This window comes from Paenibacillus sp. GCM10027630, from assembly GCF_042676305.1.
In the GTDB taxonomy this organism is placed as follows: Bacteria; Bacillota; Bacilli; order Paenibacillales; family NBRC-103111; genus Paenibacillus_S.
In genome coordinates this window covers 180,218-202,414 of record NZ_JBHTGY010000097.1, presented here as the reverse complement: position 1 = coordinate 202,414, position 22,197 = coordinate 180,218, and the positions used below count along the sequence as shown (strand labels likewise).

Annotated in this window: 25 protein-coding genes; 18 read left to right on the top strand and 7 right to left on the bottom strand. The window is 41.4% G+C overall.

Features of this window, described 5'->3' with window-relative positions:
* Positions 1-532 precede the first annotated feature (532 nt).
* Complete coding sequence (locus tag ACFQ0C_RS37600) at positions 533-2,104, bottom strand: catalase (protein WP_379374882.1); 1,572 nt, start codon at positions 2,102-2,104, stop codon at positions 533-535.
* Positions 2,105-2,245: 141 nt separating this feature from the next.
* Here ACFQ0C_RS37600 and ACFQ0C_RS37595 point away from each other — a divergent pair, with 141 nt between their 5' ends.
* The 3 genes from ACFQ0C_RS37595 (at position 2,246) to ACFQ0C_RS37585 (ending at position 5,313) form a co-directional block, all read left to right on the top strand.
* Positions 2,246-2,788 (top strand): DUF1697 domain-containing protein, encoded by a 543-nt coding sequence (locus ACFQ0C_RS37595; RefSeq protein WP_379374880.1) that lies wholly within the window; start codon positions 2,246-2,248, stop codon positions 2,786-2,788.
* 210 nt (positions 2,789-2,998) lie between these two features.
* Complete coding sequence (locus ACFQ0C_RS37590) at positions 2,999-4,351, top strand: Nramp family divalent metal transporter (RefSeq protein WP_379374878.1); 1,353 nt, start codon at positions 2,999-3,001, stop codon at positions 4,349-4,351.
* Positions 4,352-4,455: 104 nt separating this feature from the next.
* Positions 4,456-5,313 (top strand): hypothetical protein, encoded by an 858-nt coding sequence (locus ACFQ0C_RS37585; RefSeq protein WP_379374876.1) that lies wholly within the window; start codon positions 4,456-4,458, stop codon positions 5,311-5,313.
* A gap of 159 nt (positions 5,314-5,472) precedes the next feature.
* On the opposite strand, the gene ACFQ0C_RS37580 is transcribed toward ACFQ0C_RS37585, so the two are convergent.
* A complete protein-coding gene (locus ACFQ0C_RS37580; RefSeq protein ID WP_379374874.1) occupies positions 5,473-6,441 on the bottom strand; it encodes an ABC transporter substrate-binding protein in 969 nt (322 codons plus the stop codon).
* Positions 6,442-6,592: 151 nt separating this feature from the next.
* On the opposite strand from ACFQ0C_RS37580, the gene ACFQ0C_RS37575 reads away from it, so the two are divergent.
* The 10 genes from ACFQ0C_RS37575 (at position 6,593) to ACFQ0C_RS37530 (ending at position 14,358) form a co-directional block, all read left to right on the top strand.
* The gene (locus ACFQ0C_RS37575; protein ID WP_379374872.1) at positions 6,593-7,162 is read left to right on the top strand and encodes a TetR/AcrR family transcriptional regulator; all 570 of its coding nucleotides are present in this window, start codon (positions 6,593-6,595) and stop codon (positions 7,160-7,162) included.
* A gap of 51 nt (positions 7,163-7,213) precedes the next feature.
* Complete coding sequence (locus ACFQ0C_RS37570) at positions 7,214-8,311, top strand: winged helix DNA-binding domain-containing protein (protein WP_379374870.1); 1,098 nt, start codon at positions 7,214-7,216, stop codon at positions 8,309-8,311.
* 179 nt (positions 8,312-8,490) lie between these two features.
* The gene (locus ACFQ0C_RS37565; RefSeq protein WP_379374867.1) at positions 8,491-9,474 is read left to right on the top strand and encodes a phosphotransferase enzyme family protein; all 984 of its coding nucleotides are present in this window, start codon (positions 8,491-8,493) and stop codon (positions 9,472-9,474) included.
* A 334-nt stretch (positions 9,475-9,808) separates the two neighbouring features.
* Positions 9,809-10,420, top strand: coding sequence for a hypothetical protein (locus tag ACFQ0C_RS37560; protein ID WP_379374865.1), 612 nt, complete (start codon positions 9,809-9,811; stop codon positions 10,418-10,420).
* Between the two features lie 27 nt (positions 10,421-10,447).
* Positions 10,448-10,990, top strand: coding sequence for an AAA family ATPase (locus tag ACFQ0C_RS37555; protein WP_379374863.1), 543 nt, complete (start codon positions 10,448-10,450; stop codon positions 10,988-10,990).
* A gap of 135 nt (positions 10,991-11,125) precedes the next feature.
* Positions 11,126-11,563: a DUF6843 domain-containing protein gene (locus tag ACFQ0C_RS37550; protein ID WP_379374861.1), complete on the top strand. Its 438-nt coding sequence runs from the start codon at positions 11,126-11,128 to the stop codon at positions 11,561-11,563.
* 32 nt (positions 11,564-11,595) lie between these two features.
* A complete protein-coding gene (locus ACFQ0C_RS37545; RefSeq protein ID WP_379374859.1) occupies positions 11,596-12,393 on the top strand; it encodes a class I SAM-dependent methyltransferase in 798 nt (265 codons plus the stop codon).
* Positions 12,394-12,581: 188 nt separating this feature from the next.
* Positions 12,582-12,941, top strand: coding sequence for a MarR family winged helix-turn-helix transcriptional regulator (locus tag ACFQ0C_RS37540; protein ID WP_258216121.1), 360 nt, complete (start codon positions 12,582-12,584; stop codon positions 12,939-12,941).
* Positions 12,942-13,007: 66 nt separating this feature from the next.
* A complete protein-coding gene (locus tag ACFQ0C_RS37535) occupies positions 13,008-13,892 on the top strand; it encodes an NAD(P)H-binding protein (protein WP_379374855.1) in 885 nt (294 codons plus the stop codon).
* The gene (locus tag ACFQ0C_RS37530; protein WP_379374853.1) at positions 13,870-14,358 is read left to right on the top strand and encodes an anthrone oxygenase family protein; all 489 of its coding nucleotides are present in this window, start codon (positions 13,870-13,872) and stop codon (positions 14,356-14,358) included. The genes ACFQ0C_RS37535 and ACFQ0C_RS37530 overlap by 23 nt, the downstream gene beginning before the upstream one ends.
* Before the next feature lie 124 nt (positions 14,359-14,482).
* Here ACFQ0C_RS37530 and ACFQ0C_RS37525 read toward each other — a convergent pair whose 3' ends face one another.
* The gene (locus tag ACFQ0C_RS37525) at positions 14,483-14,899 is read right to left on the bottom strand and encodes a MarR family winged helix-turn-helix transcriptional regulator (protein ID WP_379374851.1); all 417 of its coding nucleotides are present in this window, start codon (positions 14,897-14,899) and stop codon (positions 14,483-14,485) included.
* 186 nt (positions 14,900-15,085) lie between these two features.
* Between ACFQ0C_RS37525 and ACFQ0C_RS37520 the strand changes: the two genes are divergently transcribed.
* Positions 15,086-16,528 carry an MDR family MFS transporter gene (locus tag ACFQ0C_RS37520; RefSeq protein ID WP_379374849.1) on the top strand — a complete coding sequence of 481 codons (1,443 nt, stop codon included), beginning with the start codon at positions 15,086-15,088 and terminating at the stop codon, positions 16,526-16,528.
* A gap of 95 nt (positions 16,529-16,623) precedes the next feature.
* Positions 16,624-16,944, top strand: coding sequence for a hypothetical protein (locus ACFQ0C_RS37515; RefSeq protein ID WP_379374846.1), 321 nt, complete (start codon positions 16,624-16,626; stop codon positions 16,942-16,944).
* An 89-nt stretch (positions 16,945-17,033) separates the two neighbouring features.
* On the opposite strand, the gene ACFQ0C_RS37510 is transcribed toward ACFQ0C_RS37515, so the two are convergent.
* A complete protein-coding gene (locus tag ACFQ0C_RS37510; RefSeq protein ID WP_379374844.1) occupies positions 17,034-17,351 on the bottom strand; it encodes a MazG nucleotide pyrophosphohydrolase domain-containing protein in 318 nt (105 codons plus the stop codon).
* A gap of 95 nt (positions 17,352-17,446) precedes the next feature.
* Between ACFQ0C_RS37510 and ACFQ0C_RS37505 the strand changes: the two genes are divergently transcribed.
* The 3 genes from ACFQ0C_RS37505 to ACFQ0C_RS37495 all read left to right on the top strand — a co-directional run bounded on the left by ACFQ0C_RS37505 (position 17,447) and on the right by ACFQ0C_RS37495 (position 19,823).
* Positions 17,447-18,025, top strand: coding sequence for an LOG family protein (locus ACFQ0C_RS37505; RefSeq protein ID WP_258216128.1), 579 nt, complete (start codon positions 17,447-17,449; stop codon positions 18,023-18,025).
* 158 nt (positions 18,026-18,183) lie between these two features.
* Positions 18,184-18,930 (top strand): class I SAM-dependent methyltransferase, encoded by a 747-nt coding sequence (locus ACFQ0C_RS37500; RefSeq protein WP_258216129.1) that lies wholly within the window; start codon positions 18,184-18,186, stop codon positions 18,928-18,930.
* Positions 18,931-19,136: 206 nt separating this feature from the next.
* A complete protein-coding gene (locus tag ACFQ0C_RS37495; protein ID WP_379374838.1) occupies positions 19,137-19,823 on the top strand; it encodes a DUF7002 family protein in 687 nt (228 codons plus the stop codon).
* A gap of 541 nt (positions 19,824-20,364) precedes the next feature.
* Here ACFQ0C_RS37495 and ACFQ0C_RS37490 read toward each other — a convergent pair.
* The 3 genes from ACFQ0C_RS37490 to ACFQ0C_RS37480 all read right to left on the bottom strand — a co-directional run bounded on the left by ACFQ0C_RS37490 (position 20,365) and on the right by ACFQ0C_RS37480 (position 22,123).
* The gene (locus ACFQ0C_RS37490) at positions 20,365-20,748 is read right to left on the bottom strand and encodes a GyrI-like domain-containing protein (RefSeq protein WP_379374836.1); all 384 of its coding nucleotides are present in this window, start codon (positions 20,746-20,748) and stop codon (positions 20,365-20,367) included.
* Positions 20,749-20,811: 63 nt separating this feature from the next.
* Positions 20,812-21,723, bottom strand: a complete 912-nt coding sequence (locus ACFQ0C_RS37485; RefSeq protein ID WP_379374834.1) for a helix-turn-helix transcriptional regulator — start codon at positions 21,721-21,723, stop codon at positions 20,812-20,814.
* Positions 21,724-21,967: 244 nt separating this feature from the next.
* On the bottom strand, positions 21,968-22,123 hold the full coding sequence (locus ACFQ0C_RS37480; protein WP_258216133.1) for a hypothetical protein: 156 nt from the start codon (positions 22,121-22,123) through the stop codon (positions 21,968-21,970).
* Between the last annotated feature and the right edge of the window lie 74 nt (positions 22,124-22,197).

Below are 22,197 nucleotides of genomic sequence, written 5' to 3'. Positions count from 1 at the left end.
CTTTTAACACCTAGATTGAGCTTTGCGAGAACACTATTGAGAAATAGGGTGTATGGATTAAAATTTGAGAGATATTGAAAGCGCTTAATTCGACAGCCTGAAATTATAACGCTAATCCAGCGTGGATATCGCCTGAAATCAATCTAACTGGAAAAACTGACTCTAATATAAGTGAAATGCTGGATATCAGCCAAAATACGTAGAATTAGCAGGAGGAATTCCAGCTATAAGGCTTGGAACGCTATTTTCGGAGTAACTAACTTGACATTTTCCTGATAATTTTGCACGGTGTGCGCCAGACGGCCATGCAATGCCGTAACCGAACCACGAACCATGAGCCACGAACCCGATACCCGCAATGAGTACGCGCTGGAAAGCGACCTCATCTTATTCATCACTAAGAATACACAAGAATATGCAAAAAAACCTTCAATATAAAAGTGGAATTGAGGGCTCTTTTGCAACCATCTATTCAGGATAAAATGGTGGAGGGGTTGTCTCAAAATGACTTTTGGGACAGCCCCTTTTGCAGTTAATAACCATCGCTTCGTTTCCCAGAGTGCTCAGCGATTGCTGCTCCTTCTTGAGCATCTTTGGAGACGAGATGATCGGATTGTTTAGATCGAGAGAGTCCTTCGGAAACGCGGCGGCCATATTCGGGATCTGCATTAGTAAAGTTTTCAATCATTTGCTTCTGGATTTGGGGTGCGCACACATTCAGGGCGTCCACCAAGTTGCCAATCAATTCATCCTGCTCCCAATCCTCGAATTTCCGAAACGTTTCCCCGGCTTGCTTGAAATCATTGGTCCGATCGAGCTTTTGACGCACGAGCTTTGCATTGTAGGCAGGCTCATGTTCTATACCCGATGGTGCTGCTTCCTTCAATCCCCCTAATGATGACGGCTCATAATTGACATGAGGATTTTGCTCGGGTGCTTTATCAATCATGTATTCCATTTGCCCGCTTCGTTGATTGGTAGCAACTCGAGTTTTTGGAGCATTGATAGGCAGTTGCAGATAATTGGTACCCACTCTGTAGCGCTGTGTATCGGAATAGGAGAATGTTCGTCCCTGCAGAAGCTTATCGTCAGAAAAATCGAGTCCATCTACCAGCACGCCTGTACCGAATGCAGCTTGCTCTACTTCAGCAAAATAGTTGTCCGGGTTTTTATTCAGAACCATTTTCCCAACCGGCAGGAAAGGAAATTGCTCGTGATCCCATAGCTTCGTAGGATCTAGTGGATCGAAATCCAGCTCTGGATGCTCGTCATCACTCATGATTTGAACACAAAGCTCCCACTCCGGATAATCTCCTCGTTCGATCGCTTCATATAAATCCTGTGTTGCGTGGCTGGTGTTTTTGCCTTGGATTTCATTGGCTTCCGATTGCTTCAGGTTTTTGATTTCTTGCTTCAGCGGCTCCCAATGATATTTCACGAGGACGGCTTGTCCTTCTTTGTTAACCCATTTGTAGGTGTTTACACCTGAGCCTTGCATCTGTCTGTAATTAGCCGGTATTCCCCAGGGCGAAAAAAGAAATGTAATCATATGCGTGGCTTCCGGTGAATTGGACACAAAATCAAACATTCGTTCCGGATTTGATAGATTCGTCACGGGATCGGGGCGGAAAGCATGAACCATGTCGGGAAATTTCAGCGGATCACGAATAAAGAAAATTTTAAGGTTATTACCGACTAAGTCCCAATTGCCATCCTCCGTATAGAACTTTGTAGCGAAGCCGCGAGGATCACGTAAAGTTTCGGGGGAATGTCCGCCATGGACAACCGTCGAAAACCGGACAAATACCGGAGTGCGGTTTCCGGCTTTTTGAAACAGCTTGGCCCGTGTATATTTGGCAACAGGCTCATTGCCGGCTTTACCATAAGCTTCAAAGTAGCCATGGGCTCCTGCGCCACGAGCGTGTACGACCCGTTCGGGAATCCGTTCCCGGTCGAAATGGGACACTTTTTCAATATAATGATAATTTTCAAGTGTAGAGGGGCCTCGATTCCCAACGGTACGAATGTTCTGATTGTCCGATATTGGGTGGCCTTGCCTATTGGTTAATGTGAGGCTTTCGGTTTTATTTTCCTGATTGTCCATTTTATCCTCCAAATGTATAGTCCAGCCTATTATTAGCTGTTGTTTGGAACATTATTCTTATATTTTGCCTATTGGAGTGCGTAAAGGTTATAATTGGAAATACTGAGATTAGCCTTTTAAATTAAGAATTGAGGTACAGAAATGACAATTTATATGGCTTTTTTACGCGGCATTAATGTGAGTGGACATAACATGATAAAAATGAGTGAATTGAAAACCATGTTTGAAGCGTTAGGATTTGGACGAGTGCAAACGTATATAAATAGCGGTAATGTTTTGTTCGAGTCGGAGGAAGGTGTAGAAACGCTTCAATTGCGTATTGAGAATGAAATCAAAACGGTGTTTGGTTTTACGATCAGCGTCATGTTAAGAACCGACAAGGAGCTGCAGCAGATTATAGAAAATAGTCCATTTGCGCCAGACTCCTTATCCGATGGGGAGAGTATACACCTTATTCTTTTGAAAGAAGCTCCTACGCAGGAAGAGCTCGACAGACTGCCTGATGTTGATTATGAGAATGACGAATATTATATCGAGGGCAGAGAAATTTATGTCCTGTATCGTAAAAGCTTGCTTGATTCCAAGCTGCCTAAAAAATTTCAGAAGCTTGTTCCCCAGACAGCACGCAATTGGAAAACGATAATTAAGCTCTCAGCTATGGTAAAAGCGATGAAAGCTCATTGAGTATTTTTTGATTCAGGGAAAATGGGTTAACAAACCATACATAAGTGCATATAGTGACACATAGTATTTTTCTTAAGATAACATTGTCAAGTAAAAAATGTTATTGGCAGGAAACTTGACTATCCAATGTCACTATTTTTTTTGCGCTAAAAGTTTCCCTTGTGCAAAATAATTGGTCGTGATCACAATAAAACTCAAGAGGTGAGAAGAATGAATGAAAATGGATCGACAGTGTCTTTGGAACCGGAGAAAGGATGGAGAAATCGAAGAACGAAACCAACTCTCCCCGAGGTGTACAGAAGTCTTCAGATACCGAAAAAAGGATCGTGGTTAAAGAAATTTCTTGCATTTGCCGGTCCAGGGTATTTGGTTGCGGTAGGCTACATGGACCCGGGGAACTGGGCTACGGATATAGCAGGTGGTTCACTATTTGGCTATACCTTGTTATCCGTCATATTGTTGTCTAACCTGATGGCCATCTTGCTTCAAGCTTTATCTGGAAAGCTCGGTATAGTAACTGGGCGAGATTTGGCTCAAGCCTGCCGTGACCATTATAGTAAACCGGTTGCTATGGTGTTATGGGTATTATGCGAATTGGCAATTGCCGCATGCGATTTGGCAGAGGTTATCGGATCAGCTATAGCCTTATATTTGCTTTTTGGCATTCCTTTAATATATGGCGTAATTATTACAGCATTGGATGTATTGATTGTTTTGCTCCTGCAGAACAAAGGCTTTCGGTATATCGAAATTTTAGTAATTGTTGTAATAGTAACGATAGGGGCGTGTTTTGCGATAGAGATCTTCCTGTCTAAGCCAGATGTAGGCGGGATTATGAGGGGGTTCGTTCCCAGTACAGAAATAGTAACAAATCCTGTTATGCTGTATATTGCAATTGGTATTTTGGGAGCAACGGTAATGCCTCATAATCTGTATCTTCATTCCTCCATTGTGCAAACCAGAAAATACGAACAAACAAGCTTGGGCAAACGTGAGGCGATAAAATTCACAACCTGGGATTCAACCATAGCTCTTTTTGTTGCGCTCTTCATTAACGCAGCGATTCTTATTATTTCCGCTGCAACCTTTCATAAGGCAGGGATGACAGAGGTGGCAGAAATAGGGGAAGCTTATCATTTGCTTACGCCTCTGCTTGGAACAACACTTGGAAGCATTTTGTTTGGGGTAGCCTTGCTCGCTTCAGGTCAAAACTCAACCTTAACTGGAACCTTGGCAGGACAAATCGTAATGGAGGGCTTTTTAAATATTCGTCTTGCAGCGTGGCTGCGTCGATTAATTACAAGGCTAATAGCGATTATTCCCGCAGTTATAGTTACGGCCATTGCTGGAGAGAGCGGAACGGCACAGCTCCTTATCTTAAGCCAGGTTATTTTGTCCTTGCAGCTTTCCTTTGCCGTTATCCCGCTTATTCAATTTACAAATGATCGAAAGAAAATGGGTGAATTTGTGAACCCGCAATGGTTAAAAATTATGGCCTGGATGGTAGCTGTTGTAATAGTTGGTTTAAATGTCTATCTCTTGTATCAAACATTTTTCGGTTAATTCAGGTATGGTTTAGCCCATTTCACAATAATTGGGAACCAATATAGACGGAAGCCCATACAATGGGGCAAATGACTATATTATCTTTAGGAGGTCAACTGTATATGGAGCGAGCTTTTGGACATGGAGGATTTGGACACGGAGGTTTTGACCATTTTGAACACCCGGCTTTCATTCCTCAACGCAGATTTACCCCTTATTTCTTTCTTTCACCGTTTTTCTTTAGAGGGAATAATGACACAAATGGCACATTTTTTACTCAACATCAATGTAATGAAGGGGATACAATCGGGACTCTTGCAGAAATGTACAATGTACCCCAACCTATTTTGGAAACTATGAACCCGCATATTCAAAATTCCGAATACTTAGCGCCAGGAAGCATAGCCAATATTCCTCGTTTGGATAAAATGTATTGCCATAAAATGTTTATGGAGCAAGACGGACCTGGAACCGACAGAAATTCCCCTATGGTGAATCCAGAACCTAATATGATGCCAGTTCAAGAGAATCCTCACATGCACCCGCATGGTCAACACGCTCATTCTGCCTATCCGTACTCCTATCCCTACCCAACACAATACTATCCAGGCGGAGGACATCATGCAGGGCATCATGCCGGCCATCATGGCTTTGGTGTGCATCTCGGTGGTCATCTTGGAGGGCATGGAGCTGGAGTGCACGCAGGTGGACACCTTGGACATCAGGGTATGGGTGTTCATACCGGCGGATATCTTGGAGGTTACGGAGCGGGAGTACATGCGGGCGGACATATGATGGATCATGGTGCTGGCGTTCATCTCGGTGGTCATCTCGGGGGGCATGGAGCGGGAGTACATGCAGGTGGAAATCTTAAGGATCATGGCGTAGGCATGCATGTTGGGGGCAATCTTGGGGATCATGTAGGTCAGCTTGGTGTGCATCTCGGCGGTCATGTTGGAAATGAGGAAAAAAATCAATAAGGGAAGATTGAACTAAACAATAAACGGCAATAGAACTAAGCTCTCTATCCTTTTGGGATGGAGGGCTTTTAACTCATGACTATGATAAACTCAATAATAAAATAAAAAAACTTTCATCCATGAGAAAACGACCCCAACAGATGAAAGCTTTCATATAAACTATAAACTCAATTTATCGAATCTGGTTTTAATGTCCTCAAGCATCAGCTTTGCTGCAATGATGCCGCCGGAAGTATTCCATATCGGTTCATTAACACTAAAGGCCCGTTGTTTTTTTACGACGTTGAGATTTTGTCCCAGAGGACTTTTGAGCCATTCTTCGGTCGTTTTGGTAGCGCCGGTTTCACCTTCACGGTCGGAAGTGAAATAGAAAAATACGTCTCCATCAAGTACAGTTATTTGCTCCATTGAAATATCTGCGGAGAAATCGTTCTTGTTTTGTGCTTCAGGACGAGCAAAGCCTATTTGATCAAGGATAACGCCTGCAAAATTATTTTTGTAGTATACGCGTACTTTCCCGGGTTGGAATCGAGCCAATGAAATGCGCAATTTCGTTTTATCGCCGAGAGCAGCTTTGGTTTGTTGAATGGCTTGGTTGTAGCTGTCCAGAATAGCTGCTCCTTCGGATTCTTTGTTCAGAGCCTGTGCATACAATTTGAAATTATCCAGCATACTGTCGCCGAGATTTTCGGTGAATACGGTAGGTGCAATACTGGAAAGCTGCGGATACACTTTCTCTTGCCTAACCTTCGTTCCCAAGATGAGATCCGGCTTCAAGCTGGCAATTAGTTCAAGATTGGGCTGCGTCTCATCCCCGATTACTTGCACACCGGACATTTTATCCTTGATATGATCGAACCATGGCTCGCCAATCCACGATTTAACGGCAGCGACAGGTTTAATGCCTAGCTCTAGCAAAGATTCAGTGCCTTGATTAGTTAAAACCACAATGCGTTGTGGCGTTCCAGTAATAGTTGTTGTACCCATCGCATGTTTGATAGTTCGACTTGTGGCATCATTGCTCTTTCCCTCGGTTGACTTCACTGGATTTTGATTAGCGCATGCTGAGATAAGTAAAGACATGATGATTAGTAACGTTAACGCCATCCCTAGTTTTGATCTTAACAACAGTAGATCCCCTTTCAAATCCATAAACGCTTAAATGATTATCATTATCAATAAAAGCTATGTTTGTTATACTAATATAAAAGCTTTTTTCATGCAATGCTTGTTGAGGCGATTTTCGTGAAAATAGACAGATATGAGGATGTGTCACACTTTGACCGAGCAGTCAGGTAAATTAGCTCTGCAATCGCAGGAATGGATTAGAACGGCATTATTTCAAATCATGGATAAGAAGGAGTATTCACACATATCCATAACCGAAATCGCGGATAGGGCGGGGCTTGCAAGGCAAACCTTTTATCGTAATTTCCAAAGCAAGGATGAAATTTTACTGGACTATTTGGAAGAACTTATGAAAGGCTTATGGAAGGACCTCGGGGAGCTGTCTGCCATCAATGAAGAGGTTCTGGTTGCCCTGTTTCGCAATTGGAGAAGTAATGTTCCTTCCTCGCTGATCCACAATATCGTTGCAAAAGATCGCAAGATCAGGCAACTCATTCATAAGAGCATTAGTGATTCCTTCGATGAGCTGTTCGTTCATATAAAAAAAGCTCCAGAAGAAAGCGTAGTAGATGATACATACCGATTGTATGCTCACAAATCATTGTCCGCTATCGTTCATTTAATGCTAATAGAGTGGACGTTAAACGATTTTCAAATGACACCTGAAGAAATCGGAGGAATGGTTAGCGACTTGACTGCTTCGATACGATTGTATTTATGAAATTATTTATTGTAACTATATGAGCATAGAATCTCTGTTAGGAGGCAGTCCATGATAGAACAAAGTATTCCTTATCGGCGGTTGTCCCATTTGCGTATAAGCGGGGGGAGACTCGACAAGCCTGAGCAAGTCGTGAAGCAGCTTGGCGCCATGCAGGCACAGGATTATCATCAAGCCCTATGGGCAATCGGTTTAAGAATGAAATCATCGACCCTTGCGGATATCGAGCAAAGCATAGAAGATCGTAAGATCATTCTGACTTGGCCGATGCGCGGAACGATTCATTTTGTACCGCCCGAGAATGTGAGATGGATGTTGAAGCTTTCGGCAGCACGAACTTTGGCGCAGGATAATCGAAGATTGGAGCAATTGGAGCTTAATCAGAAAATTATTGAACAGAGTAAGCAGATTATGTGCGACGCCTTGCGTGGGGATAAGCGAATATCCCGGCCCCTTCTCATGGATTTACTTGAGGAAGCAGGGATCAGCACGAATAATCAGCGGGGGTATCATCTTCTATGGTACATTGCTCAGTCTGGTTTCATCTGTATGGGGCCAAGGGAGGGCAAGCAGCAAACCTTTGTATTGCTGGATGAGTGGGCACCTGGAGCCAAAGAATTATCAATGAGTGAAGCGCTTGCCAAGCTTACAGAAAAATATTTTACCAGCCACGGACCTGCAACTGTACAGGATTTTGCCTGGTGGGCAGGTATCACACTAACCGATGCCCGAAAGGGGGTCGAAGCTGTTCGATCCCGTCTGGTGTCGGGAAAGTTAAATTATCAAGAATACTGGGAAGGCGAGAATTCAGAGACGGGGTCTACCGATGATGAATCAACCGTCTACCTGCTTCCGGGATATGATGAGCATCTGCTTGGCTATAAGGACCGAAGTGCAGTGCTAAAGGCGGAATATTCAAACCATATTATACCTGGCGGCAACGGTGTATTTATGCCCACCCTTATCATTGACGGTCAAGTAGCCGGCACTTGGAAACGAACGATCAAGAGTAAAGGCATTGATATCGAGTTCAACTTATTTGAATCTCATGAAGACAGGGAAGAGAGTATTCTGCAGACGGCTCAACGATATTGTGAATTTATAGGACTGCCGTTAGCTTCTACAAAAATGGACAAGAAGAGGCCATAATGAGCATAAGAGAGTAGAGGGGCTTGCTTAGCAGCAGCTCCTTTTTATTTTGTCGAGATGGCATACAGTAATGTGAAACTGCAAGCACCGAAAGGGGTATTTTATTTCAATCAACTTCTCCCTATAACCGCTCCATTCGAAAGAGTATGATTAAAAAAACAGAGTAGGGAGTTGTGTTGATGTTAAAATTGAAATATTTGTTCAATGATGTGAATTTAGCGGAAATGCTTTTGAAAAATTGGGAATATGAAAAAGAGTCCATCGATATGTTCAAGTATTACAGAATATCCTCAAATGCAATGTATCCGTTTAAATGTGAAGGTAAGACTCAGTTCTTAAGGTTTGCCCCTAAAGAAGAGAAGAGTAAAGAAAATATTTTGGCAGAACTTGATTTTATCTCTTATTTGCGTGCCAATCACTATGGAGCTTTAGAATCAGTTGCTTCTAAAAATGGAGAGGAGCTTGTAGAAGCTCATACACCATGGGGAAATTTCTATGCTTCCGTGTTTAAACGTGTGCCGGGTGTGCAGATGAACAAAACGGATTTTAGTGATTCCATTGTTTTCAACCATGGGAAAGCTTTAGGAAAATTGCATCAGTTATCAAGTGAGTATACGCCTATTAAAACCAAAAGATGGTCATATAGCGATGTTTTGGATTGGATTCAGGATCACTTAATGGACTATCCAGAAGAAACAGCTGCTCTGAAGGAAGCCACGTTACTCAAAGAATATTTCTTATCGCGCCCAGTAACAAACAACAATTTCGGACTTATTCATTATGATTTCGAATACGACAATGTATTTTTTGATGAAGAAACTAAGTCTTGCCATGCTATTGATTTTGATGATGCTATGTATCACTGGTATGTGATGGATATTGAGAAAGCGCTTGACAGTTTGCGTGACTATATCCCAGCTGAAGATTTCATCCATAAGAGCAAATGTTTCATGGACGGGTACCTTACTGAATATGATGTCGCTCATGATATTTCGTCCTTCCTACCAGCATGTAGACGGTTTGCTAATTTATACGCATATGTTCGCATTCTAAGATCCATAGCCGAAAAATGGAACAACGAACCTGAGTGGCTAATAAATTTGAGAGGCAAACTTTCTAGGGGATTACAGGAAAAATCAGCTTGTTTTGGGGAGGAAATCTAGGATTGCGGTAGAGGCTTTAACATTAAGGCTGTTTATGAAAATGCTATCACTGAAGCCCGAAAAATAAAACCATCCATACCACTGATTGGATTTGATGGCATTCCAATTCGCCACGAAATTGAATTTGATTATATTTTATAACAGATGGCTTGTTTATACAGTAGGAGAAGTTTGATGAGCAGGCGCCGCGGCAGCCTTAAACAAAAGGGGTAATAAGAAGTAACATTATCCTTACTTTTAGCGTCTAATTCATTATTAAATGAAGCTATCGCACTATAATTGACCAGGGAACTTCGGCATCATTTAAATGCTATTCAAGGAGGGTGTACATCATATGTCGCAAAACATCATTCCCAGAGCAGCTGTGCGAGGGACAGCTTCCGGTGTTATTTTCATGGCGTTTTTTGGTACTCTATGGGCTGGAATTGGAATAAGAGGACTTCAGGGCTGGGGACTGCTCTGGCTTTTGGCCCTATCCTTGATAATCGGTATCATGCTGCTTTATGGCGGAATTACATTGATCAAGAATTCACGAGGATTAACAGACAAGGTGGCAGATGCCCGCCGTTCGAAACGTGAGGGTATGTGGTTTGGTATAGTTTTTGGCATAGAAGGGGTGTTGATTGCTGCGGCGGCTGTAATTTGTGATTCTACCGATCACCCGGATTTGTTTATCCCTATGATGGCTCTTATTGTCGGTGCACATTTCTTTCCGCTGGCGCATCTTTTCCGGGTCAAGATTCATTATATTGCAGGTACACTCCTTTGCTTACTTGCGACACTTACAATGATAGCTCTACCGCTGAGAGTTACCTTGGGGCATCATCAAATCATGGCTTGGTGGGCAGTTATCGGTTTTGGCTCAGCCTTGATATTATGGGGAACCGGGGTGGCCGTTTGGCTTATAGGTGTTAGACTGCTGAACAGGGCTCAAACTTCCCCTTAGAAAAAATAAGAAAGTAGTGATGAATTTATGCTAAAAGAAGGTCCTGACATTATTCTAGTTACAGGAATAATGGCGAGTGGAAAATCGACAGTTGCCCAGTTGCTTTCTGAACGGTTTGAACAATCAGTGCATTTACGGGGAGATATTTTTCGGAGAATGATCGTTAATAACCGCCAAGAGGTAGAGCCGAACGCGGGTGAAGACGAGCTGGATCAATTGCGGCTTCGATATCGACTGGCCGCACACTCTGCAGATGCCTATTTTCAAGCTGGATTTACAGTAATCGTTCAGGATGTTGTAGTTGGTCCTATGTTAAACGATTTTATTTCCTTCATCGAAAGTCGTCCCTTCTATGTTGTGGTGCTTTGTCCAAATTCAACAGTCGTGAAACAGAGGGAAGCTGCCCGTTCTAAAAAAGGATATGGTGCTTGGACTGTGGAAGGGCTGGACAATTTGTTGCGAAATGAGACACCCCGACTTGGAATGTGGTTAGATTCATCTGAATTGACAGCTGAAGAAACGGTTGAAGAAATTTTGAGGAGATTTCAAGATGAAGCGAGATTAACATAGCGAAGGACGATTACTCAATTAGGTCGAGGCTTTGGGATTGGATCGGAGGTCTCGTTGCACTAATCGGTTTAGATGAATTAAGAAGTTGTGGGCAATAAGGGCATTCATAGAAATTAACTCAGAAGGGTGATGGGATTGAAAGTATTGCTTGCTCTATCTGCCATCGTTGTTGTGTTGTTGGGCTTAATCGGTGGATATACGGTATTCATGTCGCCCGAACATCACAAATATATCGTCTCAGAAGGTTATACCGGCTGGGTTGAGGTCACGTTTGGTCAGCCGGAGTCTCAGCCGCTCGAAAAAGAACATCGTACCTATGTGTACCACATTCCAGCTAACGGAAAGCTAAAAACATCCACCCCGATGAAAGCAGGTACCGTGAGTGTTTTCTATCTTGGCAGAGACGGTAAACTTACGGAAACGGGGCAATATGAGGAAACCATACATTCTATAAGCACAAGAAGTCATAGTACGGGTTACGCAGATGGACGTAGAGAGGACTCCCCAACAGTGTTTAGTTTTTACCTTGGCAGTAAAGAACAATGGGAATCTGAAGCGGAAAAGGTAAACTAAAGCAATAAAAATTAATGAAGCGGGGTATTTTAATGGAAAATCATATCCATGTAATTAGAGATAGTTGGAATCAATGGTCAGGTAATTGGTATAAAAGATATAGAACAGATGAAGCAATTTCAAAAATAATCAAACATCCAGAATCAGTTTTTCATCCAACCACGTATTCAATGATAAAAGAGGCATGTCCAAACTTGGAAGGCAAACGAATTTTTGTTCCTTCAAGCGGTGATAACCACGCAGTTTTTGCTTTTCATTTGATGGGAGCCAAAGTAACCTCTTCCGATATATCGGAAAAACAATTGGAGAATAGCGCTAATATAGCCCACAAACATGGTTGGGATATTGAATTTGTATGCGATGATACTATGAAGTTAAGCAAAATTAAAAGCGGTGAATACGACTTTGTATTTACATCTAATGGCGTCCATGTGTGGATTAATGATTTGAATTCCATGTACAGCAATATACAAAGAATTCTAAATAACAATGGTCGTTACATAATGTTTGACATTCACCCTTTTATGCGACCGTTGGGAAGAGATACAGAGAAGATAACGGTAGTAAAGCCATATGACTCAACAGGTCCTTTCGGAGAAATACCAACTTACAAATGGCGGATACAGGATATAATGAATGCTGTTATTTCATCAGGCTTGAACATTAAGCATGTAGAAGAAATGTATGCAGAGGATGGTACATTTTGGGTAGATGAATCAAGTGATCAAAGAGATACCAGATCGCGTGAAGAGCTTGATAAATTATGTGATTGGAAGTTAAACCCGATGGCTGCTATTCCTCAATGGTTATCGATATATGCAATTAAATGAACTAATGGATAGCCATAATAAAAAATTGTAAAGGGAAAAGAAAAAATGGACTTTACAATTTTTTGCAAATGTATTATATTTGTATGCGCAAGCAATTATTATGGAATGAGGCTGAAACCGTGCTGGGGATCTATTTGAAAGAATGTCTGTACTTCACTGCCAATCGACTGGGAAGAGTAATTAGCAAAATGGCAGAGGATGAGTTTGCTACAAGTGGTTTGTCACCAACTTCTGCTTTTTTATTAATGGCTGTTTTTGAAAAGGAAGGGATTTCACAAAAAGAGTTAGGTGAAATGCTCCATCTTCAACCTTCTACAGTGACCCGTCTTATTGAGAAGCTTGTCATCAAAGGATTGATCACTAGCCGAGTAGAAGGACGGTTATCGCTTATTTTTGCCACGGATAAAGGGAAAGCGATGGATGAAACGATCAATGAATGCTGGAATAACCTTCGTAAACGATACTCCGAATTATTAGGAGAAAAGGAAGGCGACGACCTATCACTTCACCTATATAAGGTGAGTGATCAATTAGAAAATATTGAATGATTAATCATTCTTTATTTAGATTAATATTTGCTTGCGCAAACAATTATTTATAAGGGAGAGATCAGTATGAACAATGATGCAAGTATGAAAACAGTTGATGATGTAAAGAAGCCAATTTTGATTCTTGGTGGGACAGGAAAGACCGGTCGTCGTGTGGCTGAGCGGTTGATGGCGCGTGACTTGCCGGTAAGGATTGGTTCCCGTACGGGCGAACCATCCTTTGATTGGGAGAACCCGTCCACCTGGGAATTGTCGTTGAGGAATGTAGGGGCGGTATATATAACGTATTACCCTGACCTGGCGCTTCCGGGTGCAGCAGCAGCGGTTGGTGCTTTTGCCAAACTTGCAGTGGACCATGGGGTCAAGCGACTGGTGCTGTTGTCCGGTCGAGGCGAAGAAGAGGCTCAGCTTAGCGAGCAGGCGTTGCAGGAATCGGGAGCTGACTGGACGATCTTGCGGGCGAGCTGGTTCTGCCAGAACTTCAGCGAGAGCTTCCTGCTGGAGTCGGTACTCAGCGGAACAGTCGCTCTCCCGGTCGCAGATGTTAGGGAACCATTCATCGACGCTGAGGATATTGCGGATGTCGCAGTCGCGGCTTTGACTGAGGACGGTCATGTCGGTCAGCTATACGAGTTGACCGGTCCACGTGCGCTTACTTTCGCGGAAGCAACCGAAGAAATTGCCAAGGCAAGCGGCGGAAACGTCCGCTATTTGCAGCTCACAGCGGAGCAGTTCACGTATGAGCTGGCACAGCAAAACCTACCGGATGATATCATAGCGCTGCTGACCGATCTGTTCACTAAGGTGCTGGATGGTCGCAACTCCCACCTGACAGACGGTGTTCAGCGTGCCTTGGGTCGGGAGCCAAGAGATTTTGCCGATTATGCTCGAGACACAGCGGCGACTGGCGTCTGGGGGGAGGTTCGAGATGAGCGATCGCATGTTAAGTAGCTTGACCTTTTTCTCGGCCCTAGGCTCAGGATTGATCGCCGGCATTTTCTTTGCCTTTTCCGTATTCGTGATGGCCGCCCTTGCGCGACTCCCAGCGGCGCAAGGTATTGCAGCCATGCAGTCAATCAATGTCGTTATACTCAACACGGTGTTTATCGTAGTATTTATTGGTACGGCTTTGGCGTGTGCCGTTCTGGCTATCACCTCATTCTTCAGATGGGGCGAAGCGGGTTCGATTTATCTCCTCGCAGGCAGCCTGATCTACCTCATCGGCTCCTTTTTAGTTACTCTCGTGTTCAATGTGCCGCTGAACGACGCGTTGGCAGCTGTGGATCCCATTAGTACTAAAGGCGCTGATGTATGGACACAATACAACGTTAGCTGGGTGGCTTGGAATCATGTGCGGACTATCGCTACTGTTGCATCATTGATATCGTTTGTAATGGCATTCCGACAGTTGGGCTAACCTCCCCTGGGATCATTTATTTGTGTCATAAGAGGGACATCACTCATAGGACGAAGTGCCGATCTGGTTCGGCAGCTTCGTTGGGCTTACGCGAGGTAGCCCGTGTGAACGCCTTGGCTGCTGCTTACTCAACAAACGTCCGGTTCAGTCTAGCCAGCAGCTCCCCGAACTTTTGGCGTTCCTCATCGGACCATTCCTTGAATAACTGAGCATGCCTGGCTAACCGGGCTTTTTTGGCATTCATTACTTTTCGCATACCTTCTTCTGTAACTTGAAAATAACTGGATCTTCCATCCGTTGGGTCTGGTAATCGCTGCACATACCCCTTGGTTTCCAATGCAGTCGTTTGTCTGCTTATCGTTGATATATCGAGACTAAACTCGTCAGCTAATGCCTTAACGCCTATAGGTCCACTCTTGGACAGCTGTGTGAGAAGCGTATAGGTTGATCGGTCTAACCCTCCCAGCTCTTTATCCAAAGTGGCACGACGTATAAGAATTACTAATTCATAATCGATCAATTCCAGATCTTTTTCTTCCATTGTTTCATCATTCCTTTGTAGGCTGTTGACATTTGGGTATGTAGTTATACAATAATACATGATATAGTTGCATCATACAACTACATACAAATAAATCCATTTTTGTGCGCTAATCTGTTGGATAAATAGGATGATTGAGATATCTGAGTAGTAAGTAAACTTTGTGGTGGGAAGGTTGAGGAAATAATGGCTAACAAGGCAGCAAGAAATTCATCATTTTGGTTCATTATTTTATCTATTTTTTTCGGGAATTTTATGTCCATTCTTAGTTCCACAACGATCAATGTTGCATTTCCGGTATTTATGAAAGATTTTCATGCTGAGTTAGGCGCGGTTCAATGGATGATTACCGGATTCTTACTGGCTACTGGGGTCGTTGCTCCAGTTGTCGGCTATTTTGGTGACCGTTGGAGCTATAAACGTTTGTATATATGTTCCCTATCGGGGTTTACGCTATTCTCCGGTTTATGTACGATCGCGTGGAATATCGAATCGCTAGTATGGTTTCGGATACTGCAAGGGGTATTCAGCGGCTTAATTATACCGACAACGATGACGATGATCTATCAATTTATTGAAAAGGACAGACAGGCTTTCGCGATGAGCTTATGGAGTTTATCCTCCATGCTGGCTCCGGCTTTTGGACCGACATTGGGAGGTTGGCTCACCGAATACTTGGGTTGGAGATCATTGTTTCTCCTTAACCTGCCGATTGGGATCACAGCTGTTGTCGTTGCGTTCAAATGCCTTCCTTATCAGCGCTCAAGCCACTCTAAAACATTCGATTTACCCGGTTTTATAACAGTTCTAATCAGCAGCTCTTTCATTATTTTGGCATTTAGTGAAGGGAACGGTTGGGGTTGGACCTCATGGAAAACGCTAACTTTTCTCATTGTTGGGTCAGCGACATTGGTATATTTTATTCGTAGAGAGCTTTCCTTGAAGGAACCGCTGCTGAACTTGAGTGTTTTTAAAATAAATCGCTTTACATACAGCTTAATAATCAATTGTATTATAACTGTTTCTTTATATTCAGGCACTTTTTTAATCCCGGTTTTCCTGCAGGATATCCAGCAATCGACGGCTCTGAACACGGCATTGGTGTTGTTGCCCGGTTCCTTGATTATGGCTTTCTTATCTCCGATTGTTGGAAAGCTATATGCGAAAACAGGCCCTTTCTGGCTGATTCTTGGCGGTATCACACTGCTGATCATATCGACCTGGGAGCTGAGTCATATTTCGCTGCAGGCTACACATCTGTATGTCGCGGTTTGGATGACGATTCGTTACATGGGAATTGCCTTGGCATTTATGCCCGTTATGAACGCAGGTATGTCCTCGATTCCTAAAGAAAAATCCGGACACGCATCTTCTGTAACCAACTGGGTGCGCCAAGCAACGGGTGCATTGTCTATCGGGATATTCAGTTCTTTGCTTGCTGCCAGGTCTTTGATTCACCAGAAGGAGCTGATTGGAGGAGGGGAAGCAAGCGCCCAATTCGTGAAAGAGCAAGGCATGACCTTGGGTGTGCAGGATGTTTTTATGACGGCTACGATTATTTGTGTGCTTGCTGTACCCTTGACCTTTTTACTAAAAGAAAGGCGTAAAACAGCACATCCATCGACCTAGTGAGACTAACAATCGTTCAAACGAATGAAACAATTTCTCCCCATTTCATGTCTTTTATATAAGACTGCTTATTGAAATCGAAAGGGGGACAAATTGTGAAGAAGATATTGCTCACTTTGCTGTCCATACTATTTCTTTGTTCTTGTCAAAATCAATTCAATTCAGTGAGTTGGTTAGATGATCCCGAGAAACGAAATAGTATGGTATATGATTTGTTAAATAAACACGAACTTATAGGGAAATCGGATAAGGAAATTATTAGCTTATTAGGGGAGCCAGAACAGAAGCTGGAAGAACCTGCTCTCCAGTATGTTTACTACTTGGGGAGAGCGGGGTTAGGGGTAGATGACAGCTTACTTATTCTGCAATTCGATCAAAATGGAAAACTGGAGAGCCACAAAATAAGACATAGCTAGTAACTCTCATGTGGGAACGCTAAGCTAACGAGAAGAGTGTATTTTTCTAATTTTGTTTATAACGAAATCTGACTTGACGAAATCATTATCTATAAGTTGAATCGTTTAAGCAGCTTTTGTTTGTGTGCGGTAAAAGCCTCTTCTAGAGTTATATCGTACAAATCTGCCAGTAATGAAATATTGCCCAGAACATCTCCAATTTCCTCAATTAAGTCTTGCCTTAGTTGATCTTTGGATTGGATGGATTCATCCGGGCGATCTCTACCGATTTCATAAGATCGGACTGCTCGTGCAACCTCACCTGTTTCTTCCATAAGAAATCCAACTCTTATAAAAGGGCTGTAGCTGGCCCAGCCTCTTTCTCCATAAAAATGTTTAATCCATGTTTGAACATCATTAATTTCCATTTTATAGCACTCCTTGATCTTTAGGATGATTTATAATTCAACATATAGTATATTATACAATGAAAGATAACTATATATAGTCCGGAGATGAAAATGTGAAATCAATATGTGTTTTTGCAGGATCGAATTTAGGGGAGCATCCCGAATATCAAATTAAAGCTGCTGAGCTGGGTACTTACATGGCCCAAAATAATTATCGATTAATTTACGGTGGATCTAAAATCGGGTTAATGGGTGAAATCGCTAATGCCGTCATGAACGGCGGAGGTCAAGTTATCGGGGTCATGCCTAAAGGATTGTTCAAGGGCGAGGTGGTTCATAGAGAGCTGACTCAGTTAATAGAAGTAGAAAATATGCATGAGCGCAAAGCTACAATGGGGCAGCTGGCTGATGGGTTCATTGCTTTACCCGGCGGTTTTGGGACATATGAAGAGCTTTTCGAGGTCCTGTGCTGGTCACAAATAGGTATACATAAAAAACCGGTAGGCATTCTTAATATCCGAAATTATTTTGATCCCTTAATGAATCTGATTAAATACAGCATTAATGAAGGCTTCTCCAATTCCTCACATCTCAGTCTGATAAACGTTTCCAATGAACCTATGGAGCTTTTAAATCAAATGGAAAACTATATTCCGCAAACGTTAGAACAAAAGTGGAAACAGCTCAGCTAGTTAAAGGGATATATAGTGGAATAGGATGACGTGTTGAAAAAAATAATGCGGGGCATGATTATTGGGGTTCTGCTTTCCACTTATAATGAGAGTGAATTACAGACTACATATAGAAGAGACAAGTTACGGGTATAATTGTGATAGGAGAGGCATAACTGATGAAACAAAATAAATATGATGATTCCAATTTCTTTTCAGCTTACAAGCAAATGCCGCGTTCAATCCAAGGACTTGAAGGTGCTGGAGAATGGCATGTATTCAAATCTTTACTACCGGAATTACGGAATAAAAGTGTGCTTGATTTAGGCTGCGGCTTTGGTTGGCATTGTCGATTCGCTCGTGAACAACAAGCAAGTTCAGTAGTAGGTGTTGATATTTCCGAGAAAATGCTTCAAATGGCTCGTGAACAAACAGATGATTCTGCAATTTCATATATACAAATGCCGATTGAAGATATCGATTTCTCAATTTCACAATTTGATATCGTCATCAGTTCATTGGCTTTCCATTATATCGAATCATTTGAACTCATTTGCAAAAAAGTGCATCATTGTCTGAAGCCAGGAGGTACTTTCGTTTTTTCAGTTGAACATCCTATATTTACTTCTCGAAATGAACAAGATTGGTATCTCGATGATCAAGGAAACCGTCTGCATTGGCCCGTGGATAACTATCAAGCGGAGGGAATGCGGAAAACATCATTTTTAACAGACAATGTAATTAAATATCATCGTACAATCTCCACCTATATCAATGACTTAATTGGAGCCGGGTTTGCAATAAACGCCATTAAGGAACCTATGCCATCCGAAGAAATGCTGAAGAACAATTCATTGATGGAAGACGAAAATCGAAGACCCATGTTCTTAATTATTTCAGCAGAAAAAGTAAGTGCTGCCAACTAACAGAGATTTAGCATTTACAATAATGCAAAAAAGCAGTCCAAAACGTTTTTCCAGTTTTGGACTGCTTTTTTGGTTAATTTTTACTGCCCATGAACCGCTCCTCTTTCATATTGTGATGAAATCAACACGTTGGTAATGATTTTGTTTGAAATGAAGCTTTTTTTGAAATCCTACTAAAATCAAAATAGATGCGAGGGTGTGAGGTCATGAATAATGCTGAAGCCATTATAGCTGCTATAACGAAAGCAAAAGGCAGAAGGTCCCTTTACCATTTTACTAGAGCAAAGAATTTACCGGCTATTGCACATTTCAATGCTTTGTTATCCAGTTATAACTTACATCCCCACTTTGCAGGAGTTCGACGAACAGAGGCCAAGGAAGTGGACTATAATAATTATTTGATTACAATCAATGCTCACCTAAGAATTCCTGACAGTATGATAGCACCCGGAGTAACACAGGAACAATTTCGAGCTTGTCTCGATCGGCATGTCTTTTTGTGGCCAACCTTAAGGGATTGCCGAAAAATGGTGGATACTTATGCTCGAAGAGAGCCGGATGAAGCGTTTGCTGTTCTGGAATTCGATGCATTTTCCTTGTTATTGCAGCATTATTCAGCAGGTAAGTTATCCAAGTACGACTCGGGGAGCTCGCCGCGTTTTCCAACTCATTGTACATACAAGAAAAGTCCGGCTATTTTTCTACCGCTAAGTGACTTCAAGAGCATAATAAATAATACGGTGCCAGTAAAAGCTTCCGAAATAAAGGAGGTTTTGATAGAAGATCAGGTTAACAACGTGTCAAAGTATTTACGAGCTTTATATGCCAATAACTCTAAAGATACACCTGAATGCTGGAGTGCTCTGTTGAAGCCTATGGACAGATTAATTTGATGGACCTACTTTTCAAACTTTTTAAGAATGGACCGTAGCCCGAATATGGTTGCAAGCGCAACACAGCCAATAACAATCATCATGATTGGCAACATTAGAAAATCTGTCATAGGCTACCTTCTTCCTCCTGCTTTTTTAATAGAGTAGCAGAAAGAAGATAAAAAGGTGCTCGAATACAGTTGTCGTTACTTGACTACTTTTAGGATGTTTAAACTACGACAGCATAATTAACTAACTGTTAAGTAAATTCCATTTTTTCTCAAGACAAGAAACCCCCTCTAAACCCCGGTTCAGCACGCAGGATTATTGCTGCTCGTGTTATTGGAAGTACTCAACCCTGTAGATTTATATTGGTTCCCAATGGATTGCTTATCAATGCCTTAAACTGCTTATTAGAGCATGAAATCGGTATTAAGATCGTGTTCCAGGAAAAACGTCAAGTTTTAGCGGATATTTGGTGTTACAACGCAATCGATAATTTGTTATTAAAGACAGAAAAAGATCCACAACAAAGGGTTGTGGATCTTTTTCCTATTCATGATTAAATGGATAGAAATATTTTTATACTTCCATCTTTAGAATAGAATTCAAAATCAGTTGTATAGGCTCTTCTAATATCACTTTTCCAAATATCCACCCAAGCATGAAAGACGCCCTGTGGGTCGGTATTATCCACCTCTACAACATGGTAGTTCCCTGCTTGAATGAGGACACTACTTTCATCAATATATTTCTCTTCAGAACCAATATGCAAATCATAATCACCTGTAAAATCACTTGAATAATTATTATAAACAGCATAGATATCACCTTTTACATTTAAACGAAGAAATTCTTCCCACAGACTAAGTATTTTGTCTGTATTTTGATTATTGGTTCTTATTTTTTTGCCATAAATAAGCTTTTCAGTTACTGCTGCATGCATGTATATTTCCTCCTACTAGTTTTAATATAGAAAATATAACATTCATATTATGACAACAGTCTGTCAGCTTTCATAAATAAATTTAATTTCATTCCTATATTCATGTTTAAGCCATAGTGGAGATAATATCTTTACATGCCTGCCAAACATGAGTAGAAATGGCAATACATTTTTAGCACTGTCATAATGAAAGGTTACTTTTATACTCCCATCTTCAAGGATTGACATTTCATCTTCCGTAAAAAAATCGTATAACTTACCAAGTTCACTTTCGGAAAACAGCAATATAATCTCCTCAACTTTAACGGACTTAGGAGCCAAGTACTCATTTTCCACCGTATAAACATTTCGAGTATTGTCAAGTATGACCTCCATACTTCTTATCCTAGTCAATTTAAATAATCTTAAAGCTTTTTTGGCTTCACAAAAGGCTTCCAAATACCAACTACCATTCATAAAATTTAATTTTAAAGGTTGAATGATTCTACTCGAAATATTGGCTGTTTGTGACACATACTGAATACAAATTTTATGCCCCGCATCAATAATAGAGAGTACTTTTTTTAACTTCAATTTGGTTTCTTCTTCTATCGATTCTCGGTGTAATGTGGATGATGTTATTGTAATATTAGAATGAAATTCTTCCTTATTTTCTTTCAAAAGCTCTATTTTTCTTTGTAGCACGGATAATTGATTGTTATCAAATAACTCACTTTTTAATGTTAAACCTTCTAATAAAAATTTCTTTTCCTCTTCGGTAAATGTAAATTTATCTAATTGATAGTTATCTATTAATGTGAAACCACCATTTTTTCCTAGATAAGAAATAATAGGGATTCCGATTGCTGATAGAGCATCCATATCTCTATAGATCGTTCTTTTACTTACTTCAAATTCATTGGCTAGTTCATCGGCAGAAACTAATTTTTTCTTCAATAAATAGATAAGTATGGAGAACATTCTCGCTGTTTTCATGGCATCCTCCTTGTCTGATTAAATTACCATATTGCCAAATTAATTAAAAGCGTTTCATTCTCTTTTTCAGGCTGAACGCCATCCATCGATAGGATAATGCGCCCATTTTGTTCCGTTGTCTCAGCAAGAACTTTGTTGACATGAAGAGGATTTATGAAGCCTTACACTATCGATCCGTACATTTATGCAAAAGAGCAGGCTTCCGTGTTATTGGAGGCTTGCTCTTCTTGTATTTAACCGTATGTTAATATTTTATTTCAACTACATCATCATTTACATCTTCATAGCTAATTTGCTTCGTATCTTCAACCATAAATCCAGTTCGCTCATGAGCAGCTGTATCTTCATAAACCGTTTCTGGATTTCCGTCCGTTTCTATATTGATTTTTTCTTTCGGCATTGATTCGTATCCCTCCTTATAGTCTAAAGATAATTTTTCCAAAACGATAAGATTTATACATTGATATTGACAGC

Coding starts and splice junctions, on each gene's coding strand:
- ACFQ0C_RS37600 (WP_379374882.1), bottom strand. CDS start 2,104: ATGGACAATCAGGAAAATAAAACCGAAAGCCTCACATTAACCAATAGG.
- ACFQ0C_RS37555 (WP_379374863.1), top strand. CDS start 10,448: ATGCTAAAAGAAGGTCCTGACATTATTCTAGTTACAGGAATAATGGCG.
- ACFQ0C_RS37590 (WP_379374878.1), top strand. CDS start 2,999: ATGAATGAAAATGGATCGACAGTGTCTTTGGAACCGGAGAAAGGATGG.
- ACFQ0C_RS37520 (WP_379374849.1), top strand. CDS start 15,086: ATGGCTAACAAGGCAGCAAGAAATTCATCATTTTGGTTCATTATTTTA.
- ACFQ0C_RS37560 (WP_379374865.1), top strand. CDS start 9,809: ATGTCGCAAAACATCATTCCCAGAGCAGCTGTGCGAGGGACAGCTTCC.
- ACFQ0C_RS37545 (WP_379374859.1), top strand. CDS start 11,596: ATGGAAAATCATATCCATGTAATTAGAGATAGTTGGAATCAATGGTCA.
- ACFQ0C_RS37595 (WP_379374880.1), top strand. CDS start 2,246: ATGACAATTTATATGGCTTTTTTACGCGGCATTAATGTGAGTGGACAT.
- ACFQ0C_RS37585 (WP_379374876.1), top strand. CDS start 4,456: ATGGAGCGAGCTTTTGGACATGGAGGATTTGGACACGGAGGTTTTGAC.
- ACFQ0C_RS37570 (WP_379374870.1), top strand. CDS start 7,214: ATGATAGAACAAAGTATTCCTTATCGGCGGTTGTCCCATTTGCGTATA.
- ACFQ0C_RS37510 (WP_379374844.1), bottom strand. CDS start 17,351: ATGGAAATTAATGATGTTCAAACATGGATTAAACATTTTTATGGAGAA.
- ACFQ0C_RS37525 (WP_379374851.1), bottom strand. CDS start 14,899: ATGGAAGAAAAAGATCTGGAATTGATCGATTATGAATTAGTAATTCTT.
- ACFQ0C_RS37495 (WP_379374838.1), top strand. CDS start 19,137: ATGAATAATGCTGAAGCCATTATAGCTGCTATAACGAAAGCAAAAGGC.
- ACFQ0C_RS37565 (WP_379374867.1), top strand. CDS start 8,491: ATGTTAAAATTGAAATATTTGTTCAATGATGTGAATTTAGCGGAAATG.
- ACFQ0C_RS37530 (WP_379374853.1), top strand. CDS start 13,870: ATGAGCGATCGCATGTTAAGTAGCTTGACCTTTTTCTCGGCCCTAGGC.
- ACFQ0C_RS37540 (WP_258216121.1), top strand. CDS start 12,582: ATGGCAGAGGATGAGTTTGCTACAAGTGGTTTGTCACCAACTTCTGCT.
- ACFQ0C_RS37485 (WP_379374834.1), bottom strand. CDS start 21,723: ATGAAAACAGCGAGAATGTTCTCCATACTTATCTATTTATTGAAGAAA.
- ACFQ0C_RS37500 (WP_258216129.1), top strand. CDS start 18,184: ATGAAACAAAATAAATATGATGATTCCAATTTCTTTTCAGCTTACAAG.
- ACFQ0C_RS37535 (WP_379374855.1), top strand. CDS start 13,008: ATGAACAATGATGCAAGTATGAAAACAGTTGATGATGTAAAGAAGCCA.
- ACFQ0C_RS37490 (WP_379374836.1), bottom strand. CDS start 20,748: ATGCATGCAGCAGTAACTGAAAAGCTTATTTATGGCAAAAAAATAAGA.
- ACFQ0C_RS37480 (WP_258216133.1), bottom strand. CDS start 22,123: ATGCCGAAAGAAAAAATCAATATAGAAACGGACGGAAATCCAGAAACG.